Annotated in this window: 16 protein-coding genes and 1 pseudogene; 13 read left to right on the top strand and 4 right to left on the bottom strand. The window is 72.0% G+C overall.

What is annotated here, in order from left to right; genetic code table 11:
• Positions 1 to 4: 4 nt before the first annotated feature.
• Positions 5 to 1,186, bottom strand: a complete 1,182-nt coding sequence (locus tag ACZ3UD_RS01515) for a right-handed parallel beta-helix repeat-containing protein (RefSeq protein WP_465581024.1) — start codon at positions 1,184 to 1,186, stop codon at positions 5 to 7.
• A gap of 134 nt (positions 1,187 to 1,320) precedes the next feature.
• Between ACZ3UD_RS01515 and ACZ3UD_RS01510 the strand changes: the two genes are divergently transcribed.
• Positions 1,321 to 1,800, top strand: coding sequence for an ASCH domain-containing protein (locus tag ACZ3UD_RS01510; RefSeq protein WP_465581022.1), 480 nt, complete (start codon positions 1,321 to 1,323; stop codon positions 1,798 to 1,800).
• A gap of 66 nt (positions 1,801 to 1,866) precedes the next feature.
• Here ACZ3UD_RS01510 and rsgA read toward each other — a convergent pair.
• Both rsgA and ACZ3UD_RS01500 read right to left on the bottom strand, forming a co-directional pair.
• Positions 1,867 to 3,008, bottom strand: a pseudogene (rsgA, locus tag ACZ3UD_RS01505) (ribosome small subunit-dependent GTPase A).
• A 377-nt stretch (positions 3,009 to 3,385) separates the two neighbouring features.
• The gene (locus ACZ3UD_RS01500; RefSeq protein WP_465581020.1) at positions 3,386 to 4,372 is read right to left on the bottom strand and encodes a cytochrome c oxidase assembly protein; all 987 of its coding nucleotides are present in this window, start codon (positions 4,370 to 4,372) and stop codon (positions 3,386 to 3,388) included.
• A 277-nt stretch (positions 4,373 to 4,649) separates the two neighbouring features.
• Here ACZ3UD_RS01500 and ACZ3UD_RS01495 point away from each other — a divergent pair, with 277 nt between their 5' ends.
• A complete protein-coding gene (locus tag ACZ3UD_RS01495; protein ID WP_465581018.1) occupies positions 4,650 to 6,359 on the top strand; it encodes an FtsW/RodA/SpoVE family cell cycle protein in 1,710 nt (569 codons plus the stop codon).
• Between the two features lie 148 nt (positions 6,360 to 6,507).
• Here the strand turns inward: ACZ3UD_RS01495 and ACZ3UD_RS01490 are convergent, their stop codons facing one another.
• Entirely contained in the window at positions 6,508 to 7,809 is a 1,302-nt protein-coding gene (locus tag ACZ3UD_RS01490) for a YihY/virulence factor BrkB family protein (RefSeq protein WP_465581016.1), read from the bottom strand.
• A gap of 178 nt (positions 7,810 to 7,987) precedes the next feature.
• On the opposite strand from ACZ3UD_RS01490, the gene ACZ3UD_RS01485 reads away from it, so the two are divergent.
• The 11 genes from ACZ3UD_RS01485 (at position 7,988) to ACZ3UD_RS01435 (ending at position 17,902) form a co-directional block, all read left to right on the top strand.
• Entirely contained in the window at positions 7,988 to 8,071 is an 84-nt protein-coding gene (locus ACZ3UD_RS01485) for a putative leader peptide (RefSeq protein WP_317621159.1), read from the top strand.
• A gap of 193 nt (positions 8,072 to 8,264) precedes the next feature.
• Complete coding sequence (locus ACZ3UD_RS01480) at positions 8,265 to 9,989, top strand: nitrite/sulfite reductase (RefSeq protein ID WP_465581013.1); 1,725 nt, start codon at positions 8,265 to 8,267, stop codon at positions 9,987 to 9,989.
• A gap of 100 nt (positions 9,990 to 10,089) precedes the next feature.
• Positions 10,090 to 10,269, top strand: coding sequence for a hypothetical protein (locus ACZ3UD_RS01475; RefSeq protein WP_465581011.1), 180 nt, complete (start codon positions 10,090 to 10,092; stop codon positions 10,267 to 10,269).
• Positions 10,250 to 10,951, top strand: coding sequence for a phosphoadenylyl-sulfate reductase (locus tag ACZ3UD_RS01470; protein WP_465581009.1), 702 nt, complete (start codon positions 10,250 to 10,252; stop codon positions 10,949 to 10,951). The genes ACZ3UD_RS01475 and ACZ3UD_RS01470 overlap by 20 nt, the downstream gene beginning before the upstream one ends.
• 46 nt (positions 10,952 to 10,997) lie before the next feature.
• Positions 10,998 to 11,579, top strand: coding sequence for an adenylyl-sulfate kinase (gene cysC / locus ACZ3UD_RS01465; RefSeq protein WP_465581377.1), 582 nt, complete (start codon positions 10,998 to 11,000; stop codon positions 11,577 to 11,579).
• Positions 11,576 to 12,532 carry a sulfate adenylyltransferase subunit CysD gene (gene cysD / locus ACZ3UD_RS01460; RefSeq protein ID WP_465581007.1) on the top strand — a complete coding sequence of 319 codons (957 nt, stop codon included), beginning with the start codon at positions 11,576 to 11,578 and terminating at the stop codon, positions 12,530 to 12,532. Before cysC ends, cysD begins: the two co-directional genes overlap by 4 nt.
• 1 nt (position 12,533) lies before the next feature.
• Positions 12,534 to 13,883 (top strand): sulfate adenylyltransferase subunit 1, encoded by a 1,350-nt coding sequence (locus ACZ3UD_RS01455; protein ID WP_465581004.1) that lies wholly within the window; start codon positions 12,534 to 12,536, stop codon positions 13,881 to 13,883.
• 243 nt (positions 13,884 to 14,126) lie between these two features.
• Entirely contained in the window at positions 14,127 to 15,293 is a 1,167-nt protein-coding gene (locus tag ACZ3UD_RS01450) for an aliphatic sulfonate ABC transporter substrate-binding protein (RefSeq protein WP_465581002.1), read from the top strand.
• Positions 15,294 to 15,479: 186 nt separating this feature from the next.
• Entirely contained in the window at positions 15,480 to 16,283 is an 804-nt protein-coding gene (locus tag ACZ3UD_RS01445; RefSeq protein ID WP_465581375.1) for an ABC transporter ATP-binding protein, read from the top strand.
• Complete coding sequence (locus tag ACZ3UD_RS01440) at positions 16,270 to 17,163, top strand: ABC transporter permease (protein WP_465580999.1); 894 nt, start codon at positions 16,270 to 16,272, stop codon at positions 17,161 to 17,163. Before ACZ3UD_RS01445 ends, ACZ3UD_RS01440 begins: the two co-directional genes overlap by 14 nt.
• Before the next feature lie 10 nt (positions 17,164 to 17,173).
• Complete coding sequence (locus ACZ3UD_RS01435; RefSeq protein ID WP_465580997.1) at positions 17,174 to 17,902, top strand: sirohydrochlorin chelatase; 729 nt, start codon at positions 17,174 to 17,176, stop codon at positions 17,900 to 17,902.
• The last annotated feature ends 47 nt before the right edge of the window (positions 17,903 to 17,949 follow it).

The raw sequence follows: 17,949 nt of genomic DNA, 5'->3' as shown, positions 1-17,949 counted from the left end.
CCGTCTACACCTTGCCGCAGGGCACCGGCTTGTCGTACGGGCCCGTCGCCGTCGTACGGTTGCCGCACACGGTGACCGTTGACGAGTAGTTCTGCACGACGGCTTCCGCGCCGATGAACGTGTTGTGGACCACCTCGCCGCTCGGCACGTCGACCAGTTCGACCCCGGCGGCGAAACCGCACCCGCCGGCTTGGATGGTGGTGGTGTTGCCGGAGACATCGGCCCGGGAGACGTTGCCGAGCGCGATCGTGGTGCCGAACGACCTCAGGGAATTCCCGGTGACCCGCGCCGGACCGTATTCATTCGTCGGCGGAGCGATGTAGACCGGGGGGTAACAGGTGACGGGGTCACTGGTCTGGACGTTGTCCCGGAGGATGAATGGACCGGGCTTCACGCCGTAGTCGCTCGCCGCAGCCAGCAGCCCGAGGTAGACATCGCGGTAGGTGTTCCGGACGAGCGTCACGTCCCCGGTCCACACCGCGCCCTCGATCTCCACGTCGGTCATCCAGTAGCCGACGTTGCTCACGTCGTTGTGCTCGATCACGTAGTTGTGGCAGTTGTCGCACGAGAACGCGTGCCGACCGGTCGTGTGCACGGTGGAGTCGCGGCCGGTGACATCGCGCGGCGCCACGGCGCCGTTGCCCTGGCCGTCCCACGTCCCGCCGGAGAAGAGCTCCACGGCGTCGCCCCAGGTGTTCTCGATGTGCAGCCGTTCGAGCAGAACGCCGTCGGCACCCCCGATCTTGACCCCGGCGTCGTGCTCCCGGGCCGAGTCGTAACAGGAGGGCTGGGCGACCACCGCGCAGTGCTCGGAGAAGTTCGTGCCCTGCAGGGTCAGATCACGGACGACGAAGCCGCCCCCGCGGTCGAACCAGAGCCGCGCGCGGTTGGTACTCGCGGGCGCGTCGATAGTGGCTTTGACGGTCGCGCCGTTGCCCTCGATGGTGATGTTCCTCCGCTGGGTGAAGGTGATCGAGCCGTTGGTCAGGTAACAGCCGTTGCGCGCCAGGCGGATGGTCGCCCCGTCGGGCACCGTACCCAGCCAGGTGTTGAACGCATCGGTGACGTCCTGCGAGCAGTCGGAGGCCACGGGTGGCGTGACCGGGACCGCCCGGGCCGTGCCCGTCGCCGAGATGCTCGCCAGCAGGGCGAGCAGGAAGGCCGTAGCGGTGAAACGCCTCTTCACGTCCAGCTCACTGGAGAATCGACAATTCGTAACAAGATCATCACACTGAGCAATGGTGTGTGCCCGTCGAGGACGACCGTTCGCACCGCCCGAAAATCGCGGGCCCCCGGCGGGCCCGTGGCTACGCTCGCCCCATGAGCGAGAAGCCTGGCGACCGGCCAGCCGACCCCTGCTACACCGGCCCGGACGACCCGCGGGTCGTCGCCCTGCCTCCGGAGGAGTTCGCGTTCCCCGGCCCGCTGCGGGACGAGCTGGTCGCGGCCGTCCTCAGCGGCGCCAAGACCAGCACCACTGGCCTGGTCGCTGACTACGAGCACGAGAACGAGCCCCTGCCGCAGGTCGGCGAACGGGCCGCCGTCCTCGACTCGGACGGCCGCCGGGTCGCGGTGATCGAGACCACGGACGTCCGGGTGGTCCCGCTCGCCGAGGTCGACCTACGGCACGCCCTGGACGAGGGCGAGGGCTACCGCAGCGTGGCCGAGTGGCGTGCCGCACACGAGCGGTTCTGGCGCAGCCCGGAGATGCTCGCCGCCTTCGATGACCCGGGTTTCACCGTGGACGACACCACCCCGCTGGTCCTCCATCGCTTCCGCCTGGTGGCCGACCTCCGCTGAGCCCGCCCCGCTGTGCGGAGACCGGCCGACCTGCGCGGGCAGGCCGGCCGGTCGACGGTCAGCGCTTCACCGGCCTCCCGCGGCACGCATCGACTTGGTGATCGTCTTCCACTTCTGCAGCCTGGCCTTGGCCACCCGGGCGTCCGAGCGCGAGGCGATCCACTCGTTCTCGCGCTGGAGCTTGAGGTAGCTGTCCATCCGGCGCTGCGGCAGCGTGCCGTCGGCCAGCGCCGCCCGGACCGCGCAGCCGGGCTCGGTGTGGTGGTTGCAGTCGTGGAAGCGGCACTCCTCGGCCAGCTCGGCTATGTCGGCGAAGGCCAGGTCCACCCCCTCGCCACCGTAGAGGCCGACCTCGCGCAGCCCAGGGGTGTCGATCAGCACGCCCCCGCCGGGCAGCGCCGTCAGTTCGCGGGTGGTCGTGGTGTGGCGGCCCTTCTGGTCGACCGAGCGAGCCTCCTGGACGGCCATCACCTCGGAGCCGACGAGCGCGTTGGTGAGGGTGGACTTGCCGACGCCGGACTGGCCGATCACCACGGTGGTACCGGGGGCGCAGGCGCGGAGCACGTCGATGCCCTCGCCCGTCTCGGCGCTGACCACCAGCACGGTGACGCCGGGTGCAACCGCCTCGACGTCGGCACGGATGAACTCGGCGTCGTCGACCAGGTCGGCCTTGGTGAGGACGACCAGCGGTTCGGCGCCGGACTCCCAGGCCAGGGCGAGGAAACGCTCGATCCGCCCGAGGTCGGGATCGGCCGCGAGCGAGGCGGCGATCAGGACGGTGTCGACGTTGGCCGCCAGCACCTGGCCGTCGGAGCGCTTGCCGGCCACCTTGCGGATGATCGCGGTGGAGCGTGGCAGCAGCGCGACGACGGCGCCCATCGGCTCTGGGCGTGCAGGTCGGCGGCGGCCCAGTCGCCCGTGCACGGGCAGTTGATCATGTCGGCGTCGCCCACCGGCCGGGTGTCGAGCCGGACGGTGCGCAGCTCGCCCGTCTCCGGGTCGGCCAGGACGGCGTCGCACTGGCCGCGGTCGACCCGGACGATCCGGGCCGGGAGCAGCCCGGCCTCGGCGAGCGGGGCGAACAGCTCGGCGTGTTCGGGCGTCCAGCCGTAGCGGGACAGCGGGGAGTTGTCGACGGAAGAGGAAGAGGAGAGGGAAGAAGAGGAGAGGGAAGGAGAGTACGACGAAACGGAGGCAGCGTTGAACAACGCAGTGGCCCTTCGGGAGGAGATGGTCCCGGCGGGCTACGGCTGGCGCGGAAGGCTCAGCCTGCGGCCGGGAAAAGGAGGTGAACGCGAGTGCTGCCCAGGGCAGCTATCGGGGCGACAACGACCACGGGGTTCACCTCCTGCTCTCTACTCCTCGGGTGGCCCAACGGCCCCCGAACCGGACGCGTCACACGCTAGCGGAACGGCCGTGCGCGGCCAACGTATTTTTGACCTGCGGAAATGCGGCCGCGGCGGCCGGAAGGGGCTCAACAGCGGCCCGGCAACGGCCCGACAGCGGGCCGAGAGCACGCGAGACGACAGGCCGGCAACAGGGGTCCACCAGGGGCCAAAGTTGGCCCCTTCCTCGCAGAACTCCCCTACCCGCCGTACCGGTGCTTGAGGTTCGGGTCGTCCAGCCACCAGGGCCGCATGCCGGTCTCCTCCTCCTCCGGCAGCCCCGCCGCCCGGGCCTCCGTGGCCGCCGCCTCGAAGCGGGCGTCCAGCTCGGCGTCCACGGCCTTGATCTCCTCGCGCCCCTGCACCACCATCCGCCGCACCAGCGCGGCCAGGAACGGCAGCCCGACGAGGTCTCCCAGGACCCAGAAGGCGTTGCCGCCCCAGGTCTGGTCCTGCGCCAGGCTCGGCCCCCAGGGCCGCCCGAGCGCCACGTAGTAGTGCTCGGCGACGAGGTGGCCCCCGTAGATCAGCACGATCCCCAGGCCCGCGTCGAAGATCACCTCGGCGAAGGTGATGAACAGCCCGACCAGGTGCGGGTACTCGTGCCCGACCGGGTCGATCTGCAGCCGCGGCCAGAAGTACGCCAGCCCGAGCAGCACCAGCGTCAGGTGCAGCACCACGTTCCCGGCCCCGCTGGAGAGCGACCACTCGTACCAGGGCGTGAAGTAGAGCAGCCACGGCGGCGCCATCAGCAGCGCGGTCGAGACCGCCGGGAACATCAGCACCTTGGACGGCCGGCTGCGCAGCGCCCGCAGGATCCGCTCGCGGCGGTGCTCCGGCGCGGACTCGACCAGCAGCGAGATCGGCGCGCCGAGCGCCAGCAGCAGCGGGACGACCATGAGCAGCAGCACGACCTGCACGGCGCGGTCGGTGAAGAGGATCCGCTCGTACACACCGAGGCCGGAGCAGGTGCACCAGATCCACAGCAGCAGCCCGCCGAGGAAGGCGCCGGTGCGGGTGGGCTGCCAGCGCCCGCCGCCCCGGTGGACGGTGCGCACCGCGACCAGGTACCAGCCGCCGAGCAGCACCGAGAGCGCGAGCACCAGCGGTTCGAAGGTCCAGGAGGTGACCAGGTCGGACCACTGCCACGCGGGCGGTCCGCTGTACGCAAGCGCCGCGCCGTCCATCCGTCCACTCACCTCGTCCGCAACCGCCGGAAGGCACCGGGCGGGGGCCGCGGCGCCCGGCCATGATGTCCTCCCCCACGGGGTCCGCCCCGGGCGGGGCCCACCTCTATACCGGGACCTGAACAAAGCTTTGCCGAGCCCCGGCAAAGCTTTACCGAGGCAAAGTTCTCCCCATTGCCGGCCCCGGGACCGCAACCGGCGCCGGACCACGTTCGTCTGGCAGGATGCACCGTCGGCGATACCGGCCACGTGGGTGACAGCAAGGGGACGACAAGAGGTGCGAAGCACTGCACGCGGCGAGGGCCGCCGGCTGGCCGCGCGCCACCGCAACATCGAGCTGGGCCTGATGGTCCTCGCGGTGGCCGTCTGTCTGGCGGGACACATCGACGCCTCGCTGGCGCTGACCGGCTCGATGCCGCCGGGGCTGCTGGTGCACGGGCTGTCCCTCGGGGCGCTGGCTGCGGCCGCGCACCTGGCGGTGCGGCGGTTCGCGCCGTACGCCGACCCGCTGATCCTGCCGATCGGGGTGTTCCTGACCGGCTTCGGGCTGATGCTGCTGGACCGGCTGGACTTCAGCTACAAGGCCGCGCACGCGGCCAAGGGCGACTACCAGAAGCTCCCGGCCGCGCCCTCCCAGCTGATGTGGGTGTTCATCTCGGTGGCGGCGGCGATCGCACTGATCGTCTTCGTCAAGCACCACCGCTTCTTCCAGCGGTACGTCTATGTGCTCATGGCGGGCGCGCTGATCCTGCTGGCCGCGCCGGTGTTCTCGCCGAGCGACAGCTTCGGCGCCAAGCGGTGGATCAAGCTCCCCGGACTGCCGTCCTTCGAGCCGGACGAGTTCGTGAAGGTCGCGATCACGATCTTCTTCGCGGGCTACCTGATGGCCTCCCGGGACGCCCTGGCGCTGGCCGGGCGGAAGGTCTGGGGGATGACCCTGCCGCGCGGCCGGCACGCCGGGCCGGTGCTGGCGATCTGGGCGGTCAGCCTGCTGGTGCTGATCTTCGAGCGTGACCTGGGCACCTCGCTGATCTTCTTCGGCCTCTTCATCGTGATGCTGTACGTGGCGACCGAGCGCACCAGCTGGGTGGTGCTCGGCCTGCTGATGGCGGTCGGCGGCGCGACAGTGGTCGGCACCCTGGAACCGCACGTGCACGGCCGTGTCGAGGCCTGGCTGCACCCGCTCGACTACTACAAGCCGGTGCACGACCCGGCGATCTCCGAACAGCCCGCCGAGGCGCTGTTCAGCCTGGGCACCGGGCACATGACCGGGACCGGCCTGGGCTCGGGCCGGCCGTGGCTGATCGGCTTCGCCGGGCGCAGCGACTTCATCTTCACCACCATCGGCGAGGAGCTGGGCCTGGCCGGGGTGACGGCGGTGCTGCTGGTGTACGTGCTGCTGATCCAGCGCGGCCTGCGCACCGCGATCGGCCTGACCGACCCGTTCGGCAAGCTGCTGGCCACCGGTCTGTCGGCGGCGCTCGCGCTGCAGATCTTCGTGGTCGTCGGCGGCGTGAGCGGGCTGGTCCCGCTGACCGGTAAGGCGCTGCCGTTCCTGGCCGCCGGTGGCTCCTCGCTGCTGGCGAACTGGCTGATGGTCGCGCTGCTGATCAAGCTGAGCGACTCCTCGGGGCGCACCGCCATGGAGCCGGCCCCGCCGAGCCCCGAGCCGCTCCCGGCACAGCCCGGCCCGGCCGACCGCTCCGCCGCGCCCGCCCCGGCGGCACCGGGTCCGGACGCAGGTCCGGGCGCGGACGCCGGTACGGCCCCGGGCGCCGACCCGGCGGTACCGAGCCCGACCCCGGGCGGCCTCTCGGACCCCGGCGACCCCACCGAGCTGCGCCCCGCGTTCGGCCACACCCCCGCCGCCCCACAGCCCGGCGGCCCGCAACCCTCGTACGGCTACCCGCCGGTCGCCGACCAGCCCACCCACGGGTACGGCCGGTCCCCGCAGTCCCCGTTCCCCCCGAACCCGGCCGGGACCTGATCACCACCCGACCGCCACATCCGGCCGGAAACACGCACAGGGCCTCCCCCGCACCCGCGGGGGAGGCCCTGTCCGTATGTCCCGAAACGCCCGTCACCACCGGCCGCCGCCCGGAACGCCCGTCACCGTCGCTGTCCCGGAACGCCCGCTACCGCTGCTCCCACGGCGGCCGCGGCGGCCTGGGCGGGTAGCCCGGCATCTGCCGCTCCGGCGGCGGCCCGGCCGGCCGGTCACTGTCCGGCGGCGGCGGGGCGGGCCGGTGGTGCGGCCCGCCGCGGGAGGTGAGGCGGCCGCGCACGTTGTCGGCGGCCAGTATGTCGGCCCACCGCTCGGGGTACTCGGCGGGCACGTCGACGTCGTCGACCTCCTCCTCGCCCCACTCCTCCTCGGCGCCCTCGGCCAGGCCCAGCTCGCGGGCCCGCCGGGCCCGTTCGACGGCCCGTCGGGCGGCGACCTCGCGGACCACGGCGGCGGCCGCCTCCTCGTGGGCCCGCTCGTTCTCGGCGCGGGCGTCGGCGGTCTCCAGGGTGGGCCAGCGACGGTCTATGGCGGCGTTCATGGCGGCGCCGATGAGCACCGCGAGGGCCACCACGAAGATCCACAGCAGTACGGCCACCGGCGCGGCCAGCGAGCCGTACACCGAGGGGCCCTCGACCGAGCTGACCAGGTAGAGCCGCAGGCCGACGCTGCAGAAGACCAGCACGACCAGGGCGACCAGGGCGCCGGGGATGTCCTCGCGCCAGGGCGTGGAGACCGGTACGGCCAGGTGGTAGAGGGTGGTCAGGGAGACGATCAGCAGCAGGATCGCGACCGGCCAGTAGGCGGCGCCGACGAGCCCCGCGATGCCGTGCACGGCGTTCTCGACCAGTCCGGGCCCGGCCATCAGCAGCGGCAGCACCAGCGAGCTGATCACCAGGGCACCGAGGTAGAGGCCGAGTGACAGCAGCCGGGTCTTGACGATGCCGCGCTTGCCGTCCAGCCCGTACATGACGGTGATGGTGTCGATGAAGATGTAGAGCGCCCGGGATCCGGACCACAGCGACAGCAGGAAGCCGATCGAGATGAGGTCGGGCCGGGTGTGGTCGAAGACCTGGCTGAGCAGCGGTTTGACGACCGCGTTGACGGAGGAGTCCGACAGCACCGTCCCGGAGGCCGAGACGATGTCGTGCTTGAGCCGGTCGATGGTGCCGGCGCCGACGAACTCGTCGAGGTAGCCGAGGGTGGCGGCCAGGCCGAGCAGCAGCGGTGGGATCGACAGCAGGGTGAAGAAGGCCGCCTCCGCGGCGAGGCCGGTGACCCGGTACTCGACGCAGGTGTTGGTGGTGTCCCTGACCAAATCCCACACGGTGCGGCGCCAGGTGGCCTGTTTGGCCGCGCGCCGGGAGCCCTTGCCCCGGCGCCGGGAGGGCCGCTCGGGGTTCGGTCTGCTCGTATCGCCTGCTGCTTGCACAGGGCTAACGGTATCGGGCCCCGACAGCTGCGGTTGATCTCCCCGGGGGTACGGGCGCGTGGCCGGACACCGGGCGGGGAGCGGCGGGAACCGTATGGCGTCCCGGATTCTGAAACCCCAGCGTCCAGCATTCGGATGTTAGTGGACCGCGAGTCCCGTGCCGTGCGAATCTCTTGCCATGTCTAGCGCCGGAACCACCCTGGTAGGTCGACTCCACGTCGATCTCCTTCGCGTGTCCAGCGCCATCTGTCCGGTGATCTGAGCCCACCCCGCCGCACCACCGCACCCGGCGCCGACCTCACGCCATCCCGCAGCAGCGGATGCGCAGGCGCCCGCCCGGCCCGGTCACTGCTCTCCCGGTCCTGAGAAACCCGCAGGTCACAGCAGCACCGCAGCGTCGAGCACGCCCAGCGACCCACCCGGCTCCAGCACCACCTGCCCCGAAGGACTTCACCATGGCCACCTCCCCCGAGACCGCCGAGCCCACGGCCGACCGCACCGCCGCGCGCCGACCCGCCGCGGCTCGCAAGGTGACCCGCCACCGCGGCGAGGGCCAGTGGGGCATGGGCCACTTCACCCCTCTGAACGCCAACGAGCAGTTCAAGAAGGACGACGACGGTCTCAATGTGCGGACACGTATTGAGACGATCTACGCGCACCGGGGCTTCGACTCGATCGACCCCGCCGACCTGCGCGGCCGGATGCGCTGGTGGGGCCTCTACACCCAGCGCAAGGAGGGCATCGACGGCGGCAAGACCGCGATCCTGGACCCGCACGAGCTGGACGCCGAGTACTTCATGCTCCGGGTGCGCATCGACGGCGGCCGGCTGACCGTCCCCCAGCTGCGGGCCGTCGCCGAGGTCTCCGAGCAGTACGCCCGGGGCACCGCCGACCTGACCGACCGCCAGAACATCCAGTACCACTGGATCCGGATCGAGGACGTCCCGGCGATCTGGCAGAAGCTGGAGGCCGTCGGCCTGTCCACCACCGAGGCTTGCGGCGACACCCCGCGCGTCATCCTCGGCTCCCCGGTGGCCGGCGTCGCCCAGGACGAGATCATCGACGGCACCCCGGCCATCGAGGAGATCAACCGCCGCTTCATCGGCAACAAGGAATTCTCCAACCTGCCGCGCAAGTTCAAGAGCGCGATCTCCGGCTCCCCGCTGCTGGACGTCGCGCACGAGATCAACGACGTCGCGTTCGTCGGCGTGGTCCACCCCGAGCACGGGCCCGGCTTCGACCTGTGGGTCGGCGGCGGCCTGTCCACCAACCCGCGCCTGGGCGTGCGCCTGGGCGCCTGGGTCCCGCTGGAGCAGGTGCCGGACGTCTTCGGCGGCGTGATCGGCATCTTCCGCGACTACGGCTACCGGCGCCTGCGCAACCGCGCCCGGCTGAAGTTCCTGGTCGCCGACTGGGGCGCGGAGAAGTTCCGTCAGGTGCTGGAGAACGAGTACCTGAAGCACGAGCTGGTCGACGGCCCCGCGCCCGTCGAGCCCGCCGCCCGCTGGCGCGACCACGTCGGCGTCCACCGGCAGAAGGACGGCCGGTTCTACATCGGCTTCGCCCCGCGCGTCGGCCGGGTCGACGGCAAGCTGCTCGGCCAGATCGCCGACCTCGCCGCCGCCCACGGCAGCGACCGGGTGCGCACCACCGCCGAGCAGAAGATGCTGATCCTCGACATCGCCGAGGAGCACGTCGAATCGGTCGTGGCCGGCCTGGAGGCGCTCGACCTGCGGGTCACCCCCTCGCCGTTCCGCCGCGGCACCATGGCCTGCACCGGCATCGAGTACTGCAAGCTCGCCATCGTCGAGACCAAGGAGCGCGGCCGCACCCTGATCGACGAACTGGAGCAGCGCCTGCCGGAGTTCGCCGAGCCGCTGACCATCAACATCAACGGCTGCCCGAACGCCTGCGCCCGCATCCAGGTCGCCGACATCGGCCTCAAGGGCCAGCTGGTCACCGACGAGGACGGCAACCAGGTCGAGGGCTACCAGGTGCACCTGGGCGGCGCGCTCGGGCTGGAGGCCGGCTTCGGCCGCAAGGTCCGCGGCCTCAAGGTCACCAGCGCCGGCCTGCCCGACTACGTCGAGCGCCTGCTGACCCGCTACCAGGCCGACCGCGCCGAGGGCGAGCGCTTCGCCCAGTGGGCGGCCCGGGCCACCGAGGAGCAGCTGTCGTGAGCGAGCGCAGCATGGTTCTCCCCCCGGCCGGAGGCTGGGGGAGCACCGTCAAGAGGTGCGTGATTCACGAGGTGACCGCCGAGCGCAGCGGGGTGGGCGCATGAGTGAGCGTGCCGCCCCGTTCTTCTGCCCCTACTGCGGGGACGAGGACCTGCGCCCGTCCGAGGCCGGGCACGGCGCCTGGGAGTGCCACGGCTGCCGCCGCGCCTTCCAGTTGAAGTTCCTCGGCCTGCTGTCACCGATCAACGGGGGTGCGTCCCATGAGCAGCACGACGACTGACTACGAGGAGATCGCCGTCCGGGCCGGCCGCGAGCTGGAGGAGGCCACGCCGCAGGAGATCCTGCGCTGGGCCGCCGACACCTTCGGCCAGCGGTTCTGCGTCACCTCCTCGATGGAGGACGCGGTGGTCGCCCACCTCGCCTCCTCGGTGTCCCCCGGCGTGGACGTGGTGTTCCTGGACACCGGCTACCACTTCGCGGAGACCATCGGCACCCGCGACGCGGTGGCCGCGACCATGCCGGTCAACGTCATCACGCTCACGCCGCTGAAGACCGTCGCCGAGCAGGACGCCGAGTACGGGCCGAACCTGCACGACCGCGACCCGGACCTGTGCTGCTCGCTGCGCAAGGTCGAGCCGCTGGGCCGCGGCCTCGGCGGCTACGACGCCTGGGCCACCGGGCTGCGCCGCGACGAGTCGCCGACCCGCGCCAACACCCCGGTGGTGGCCTGGGACCCCAAGCGCCGCAAGGTCAAGATCGCCCCGATCGCCCGGTGGACGCAGGAGGACGTGGATGCCTACGTCGCCGCCAACGGCGTGCTGCTCAACCCGCTGCTGTGGGAGGGCTACACCTCGATCGGCTGCTCCCCGCTGTCCTGCACCCGCAAGCCGGGCGAGGGCGAGGACGCCCGGGCCGGCCGCTGGTCCGGCTCCGGCAAGACCGAGTGCGGCATCCACCTCTGACCGTTCACCACTCCCGCGTAAGGAAAGAACCGTGACAGCTGACACTCTGGTAGCCGACGGAGCCGCAGGGGCGGCCCGCGCGGCCGCCCCCTGCGAGCGCGGCGCCACCGTGTGGCTGACCGGGCTGCCGAGCGCCGGCAAGACCACGCTGGCCTTGGCGCTGGCCGAGCGGCTGCGCGCCGACGGCCACCGGGTCGAGGTCCTGGACGGCGACGAGATCCGCGAGTTCCTCTCCAAGGGCCTCGGCTTCTCCCGCGAGGACCGGCACACCAACGTCACCCGGATCGGCTTCGTCGCCGAGAAGCTCGCCGCCAACGGCGTCAAGGTGCTCGCGCCGGTGATCGCCCCGTTCGCCGACTCCCGCACCGCCGTGCGCGAGCGGCACGCCGCGGCCGGCACCGAGTTCCTGGAGATCCACGTCGCCACGCCGGTCGAGCTGTGCGCCGAACGCGACGTCAAGGGCCTGTACGCCAAGCAGGCCGCCGGTGAGATCTCCGGCCTGACCGGCGTGGACGACCCGTACGAGGCCCCGGAGAGCCCGGAGCTGCGGATCCAGACGCAGGGCCGCGCGGTCACCGAGTCCGCCGCCGAGCTGCACGCCTTCCTGACCGAGAGGGGTCTGGCATGACCACCGCGACCGACAGCCCGGTCCGCACCGAAGCCCAGGACGAAAATTCAGGGGGCCCCTTCGCGCTGTCCCACCTGGACGCGCTGGAGGCCGAGTCGGTGCACATCTTCCGCGAGGTCGCGGGGGAGTTCGAGCGCCCGGTGATCCTGTTCTCCGGCGGCAAGGACTCCATCGTCATGCTGCACCTGGCGCTCAAGGCCTTCCACCCGGCGCCGGTGCCCTTCTCCCTGCTGCACGTCGACACCGGGCACAACTTCCCCGAGGTCATCGCCTACCGCGACCGCGTCGTGGCGCAGCACAACCTGCGCCTGCACGTCGCCCACGTCCAGGACTTCATCGACCGCGGCGTGCTGCGCGAGCGCCCGGACGGCACCCGCAACCCGCTGCAGACCGTGCCGCTGCTCGACGCGATCGAGAAGAACCGTTTCGACGCGGTGTTCGGCGGCGGCCGCCGGGACGAGGAGAAGGCCCGCGCCAAGGAGCGCGTCTTCTCGCTGCGCGACGAGTTCGGCGCCTGGGACCCGCGCCGCCAGCGCCCCGAGCTGTGGTCGCTGTACAACGGCCGGCACGCGGTCGGCGAGCACGTGCGGGTCTTCCCGCTGTCCAACTGGACCGAGCTGGACGTCTGGCAGTACATCGAGCGCGAGGGCATCGAGCTGCCGGAGATCTACTACGCGCACGAGCGGGACGTCTTCGCCCGGGGCGGCATGTGGCTGACCGCCGGCGCGTGGGGCGGTCCCAAGGACAGCGAGCCCGTCGAACGGCGGCTGATCCGTTACCGCACCGTCGGCGACATGTCCTGCACCGGCGCCGTCGACTCCGACGCCACCACCATCGAGGCCGTGATCGCCGAGATCGCCGCCAGCCGCCTCACCGAGCGCGGCGCCACCCGCGCCGACGACAAGCTGTCCGAGGCCGCGATGGAAGACCGCAAGCGCGAGGGGTACTTCTAAGATGACCAGCACCACCCGGGAAGCCACCGCCACGTCGCTGCTGCGCTTCGCCACCGCCGGCTCCGTCGACGACGGCAAGTCCACCCTGGTCGGCCGACTGCTGCACGACTCCAAGTCGGTGCTCGCCGACCAGCTGGAGGCCGTCGAGCGCGTCTCCCTGGGCCGCGGCCAGGAGGCGCCCGACCTGGCGCTGCTCACCGACGGCCTGCGGGCCGAGCGCGAGCAGGGCATCACCATCGACGTCGCCTACCGCTACTTCGCCACCCCGCGGCGGCGGTTCATCCTCGCCGACACCCCCGGACACGTGCAGTACACCCGGAACATGGTGACCGGCGCCTCCACCGCCGAGCTCGCCGTCGTGCTGGTCGACGCCCGCAACGGCGTGGTCGAGCAGACCCGCCGGCACGCCGCCGTCGCCGCGCTGCTGCGGGTGCCGCACGTCGTCCTGGCCGTCAACAAGATGGACCTGGTCGACTACGCCGAGCCCGTCTTCGCCGCCATCGCCGAGGAGTTCACCGGCTACGCCGCCTCGCTCGGCATCAAGGACGTGCTGGCGGTCCCGATCTCCGCCCTGGCCGGGGACAACGTCGTCGAGCCGTCCGCCCACATGGACTGGTACGGCGGCCCGACCCTGCTGGAGCACCTGGAGACCGTCCCGGTCGGCAGCGACCCCAGCCAGGAGAGCGCCCGCTTCCCGGTCCAGTACGTGATCCGCCCGCAGACCGAGAAGCACCCCGACTACCGCGGCTACGCGGGCCAGTTGGCCTCCGGCGTGCTGCGCGTCGGCGACCCCGTGACCGTGCTGCCCTCGGGCCAGACCACCACCGTCGCCGGGATCGACGCGCTCGGCCGCCAGAGCGACATCGCCTGGGCACCGCAGTCGGTCACCGTCCGGCTCGCCGACGACCTCGACATCTCCCGCGGCGACCTGATCGCCGCCGGGGCGGCCCCCGCCCCCACCCAGGACATCGAGGCCACCGTCAGCCACCTCAACGAGCGGCCGCTGCGCGCCGGGGACAAGGTGCTGCTCAAGCACACCACCCGCACGGTGCGCGCGCTGGTCAAGGAGATCTCCTACCGGATCGACATCACTGCGCCGATCAGCGAAGGGGGCCTCGAACAGCGCCCCGCCCCCGAGGGGTTGAACGTCAACGACATCGGCCACGTGCGGCTGCGCACCGCCGAGCCGCTGGCCCTCGACACCTACGCCGACAACCGCCGCACCGGCTCGTTCCTGCTGATCGACCCGGCCGACGGCACCACCCTCACCGCCGGGATGGCGGGCGAGGCCTTCGAGACCGTACGCACCTCCGACGCACCCGACGCATCCGAAGAGGAGGACTGGGTCTGATGCCCAGCGAGGCGTTCTCGGGCATGGACAAGGAAGGCGGCCGCATCGGCAGCGGCTCCCTCGGCAGCGGCCAGGGCGGCTTGACCCGATGTGTGGACCGACAGGCCTGAGAACGCCCTGTCACCGGGCTGACTTCCCCCCACAGCCACCCGGCTTGCCCCGGCACCCGTGCCGCGCGCACCACCTTCCGAACTTCCCGCCCGAGACCGCCTCCTGACGGTCCGTCCGCGAACAGGACTCACCATGGCACCGAACCCGACGCCCTTCCATACCCTCTCCCGCCCCAACGCCGGGCGGATCAGACGCCACGCCGTAGCCGCCGTCGCCGGCCTGACCGCCGTGGCCCTGCTGTCGGCCTGCGGCTACGGCTCCAAGGCGGCCGACAACGGCTCCGCCGACGGCTCGTCCAACTCCGCGGCCACGGGCGGCGCTTCGGGCGCGAAGCTCTCCGCGGACACCGTGAAGATCGGCTACTTCGCCAACCTGACCCACGGCACCGCCCTGGTCGGCCTCCAGGAGGGCATCTTCCAGAGGGAGTTGGGCGCCACCCAGGTCAAGACCCAGGTCTTCAACGCGGGCCCGTCCGAGATCGAGGCGCTCAACGCCGGCTCCATCGACATCGGCTGGATCGGCCCCTCCCCCGCGATCAACGGCTACACCAAGTCCGACGGCAAGTCGCTGAAGATCATCGGCGGTTCGGCCTCCGGCGGGGTCAAGCTGGTGGTCAACCCGGCGAAGATCTCCTCGCTGGACGACCTCAAGGGCAAGAAGATCGCCACCCCGCAGCTGGGCAACACCCAGGACGTGGCACTGCTCAACTACCTCGCGGGCAAGGGCTACAAGGTCGACGCGGCCTCCGGCGCGGGCGACGTCTCGGTGGTGCGCACCGACAACAAGGTCACCCCCGACGCCTACCGGCAGGGCTCCATCGACGGCGCCTGGGTGCCCGAGCCGACCGCCTCCAAGCTGGTCACGCTCGGCGCGAAGGTCCTGCTCAACGAGAAGGACGTCTGGCCGGACAAGAAGTTCGTGATCACCAACATCATCGTCTCGCAGAAGTTCCTCAACGAGCACCCGAACGTGGTGGAAGCCGTACTGCGCGGCTCGGTGAAGACCAACGCCTTCATCAAGGCCAACCCCGACCAGGCCAAGGCCGACGCCAACGAGGCCATCAAGAAGGACGCCGGTAACGCGCTGGAGCCGGCCGTCCTCGACCCGGCATGGCAGGACATCGACTTCCTCGACGACCCGCTGGCGAACACCCTCCAGGCCGAGGCCGACCACGCCGTCACCGCCGGGCTCCTCAAGAAGCCGAACCTGAACGGCATCTACGACCTCACCCTGCTCAACAAGGTCCTCGCGGCACAGGGCCAGGCCCCCGTGGCGGACGCCGGACTCGGCGCCAAGTAGAGCCGACCGTACGGCAGTTCGCCCCCCGAACCCGCGGTCCGGTCCCCCGCCCGCCCGGTCGATCCCCGATCGATGCCCACCGGGACGGGCGGGGGCCGGACCCCGGCCCCCGCTTCGCAGCCCTTTCCCTCCTCGCCCGCCGAGGGCCAGGAGGGGCCCATGACCACTCACGCAGGAGGTGCCCGGATGACCCCGGCACTGACCACCGAGGCCAACACCCCCGTCGTCGACGCCCCCGGCGGCACGCCCGCCGTCCGGATCTCGCACGTGCACAAGTCCTTCGGCCGCCCGGGCGCCCAGACCCACGTCCTGGACGACATCACCCTCGACGTCGCGCCCGGCGAGTTCGTCACCCTGCTCGGCGCCTCCGGCTGCGGCAAGTCCACCCTGCTCAACCTGGTCGCCGGCCTGGACGAGCCCAGCCGCGGCACCATCGAGGTGCCCGGCGGGCGCCCCGCCCTGATGTTCCAGGAGCACGCGCTGTTCCCCTGGCTCACCGCCGGCAAGAACATCGAACTCGCCCTCAAACTGGCAGGCCGCCCCCGCCCCGAACGCCGCGCCGAGGCCGAGCGCCTGCTCGAACTCGTCCGTCTGAAGGGCTCCTACGGCAAGCGGGTGCACGAGCTGTCCGGCGGCATGCGCCAGCGCGTGGCGATGGCCCGCGCCCTCGCCCAGGGCAGCAAGGTCCTGCTGATGGACGAGCCGTTCGCGGCCCTCGACGCCATCACCCGCGACGTGCTGCACGACGAGATCACCCGGATCTGGGCCGAACGCCGGCTGTCCGTCCTGTTCGTCACCCACAACGTGCGCGAGGCGGTGCGCCTGGCCGAGCGCGTCGTGCTGCTCTCCTCCCGGCCCGGCCGGGTCGCCCGCGAGTGGCGGATCGACCTGCCGCAGCCGCGCCGCATCGAGTCCTCCGGCGTCGCCGACCTGTCCATCGAGATCACCGAAGAACTGCGTGGGGAGATCCGTCGCCATGTCCAGCACTGACACCGCCCCCGCCCGGAACGACAGCGACACCGCCGAGGTCGGGGCCGGCCTGGACGCCCTCGACTCCGTCGCCGCCCAGCGCAGTTCGATCGGCGAGGTGCTGCGCACCAAGGCGCTGCCGCCGCTGATCGGCGCGCTGGTGGTGCTCGCGCTCTGGCAGGGCGCGTACAGCCTGCACCTCACCTCCTCGTACAAGCTGCCCAGCCCCGCCGACGTCTGGCACTCCCTCCAGGACCTCTGGTACCAGGGCACGCTGTTCTCGATCATCTGGACCAGCGTCTGGCGCGGCCTGTCCGGCTTCCTGCTCGCCGTCGTCATCGGCACCCCGATCGGCCTGGTGGTCGCCCGGGTCAAGCCGGTGCGCACCGCGATCGGCCCGGTCCTGCAGGGCCTGCAGTCGCTGCCCTCGGTCGCCTGGGTGCCCGCCGCGGTCATCTGGCTCGGCATCAACGACTCGATGATGTACGCGGTGATCCTGCTCGGCGCCGTCCCCTCCATCGCCAACGGCCTGGTCGCCGGCATCGACCAGGTCCCGCCGCTGTTCCTGCGCGCCGGACGCACCATCGGCGCCACCGGTCTGACCGGTGCCCGGCACGTGCTGATCCCCGCCGCGCTGCCCGGCTACCTGGCCGGCCTCAAGCAGGGCTGGGCGTTCTCCTGGCGCTCGCTGATGGCCGCCGAGCTGGTCGCCTCCTCCCCCGACCTCGGCCGGGGCCTCGGCCGGTTCCTGGAGGACCAGCGCGAGTTCTCCGACATGTCCGGCGTCCTGCTCGGCATCATCCTCATCCTGTTCGTCGGCATCGCCATCGAGCTGCTGGTGTTCACCCCGATCGAGCGCCGGGTGCTGCGCAACCGCGGCCTGCTGGCCGCCGCCAAGTGAGGCCCCGCTGATGCCCGCCCTTCTCCTCATCGCCCACGGCAGCCGCGACCCGCGGCACGCCGCGACCGTCGCCGCCCTGGTACGGCAGGTGCGGGCGCAGCGGCCCGGCCTGGAGGTCGCCACCGCCTACCTGGACCACTGCGCCCCGCGGATCCCCCAGGTCGTCGGCCGGCTCGACGACGCGGTGGCCGTCCCGCTGCTGCTCAACCGGGCCTTCCACGCCAAGCACGACATCCCCGCCGCCCTGCGGGCCGCCGGCGCCGCACTGCCGGTGGCCGACGTCCTGGGCCCCTCGCCCCTGCTGCTGACCGCCCTGGACCGCCGCCTCGCCGAGGCCGGGCTCGACGCCCACTCGGCCGCGGTCCGGGCCCGTACGGGCGTGGTGCTGGCCGCCGCGGGCTCCTCCGACCCGGCCGCCGACGCCGCCACCCGCGCCGTCGCCGCCGAATGGCGCCGCACCCGCGGCTGGGCCGCCGTCGAGGTCGCCTACGCCTCGGCCTCCGGCCCGCGCGTCCCCGACGCCCTCGCCGCCCTGCGCGCCGCCGGCGCCCGGCGGACCGCCGTCTCCCCCTACCTGCTGGCCCCCGGCCTGCTGCCCGACCGCATCGCGGCGGCCTCCGCCGGGGCGGACGCGGTCGCCGACACCCTCGGGCCCGCCCCGGAACTGGCCGCCCTGCTGCTGGAGCGCTACGACGAGGCCCGCCGGGCGGCGGTGGCGGTTCCGGCGCTCACCGCCTGAGCGCGGGGTCGACTCACCCGCGGTCCAGGATGCCGTGCTCGCTGAGG

This window comes from Kitasatospora sp. NPDC023118, assembly GCF_055560875.1.
The sequence above is the reverse complement of the archived record's forward strand: the minus strand, read 5'-3'. Positions and strand labels throughout refer to the sequence as shown.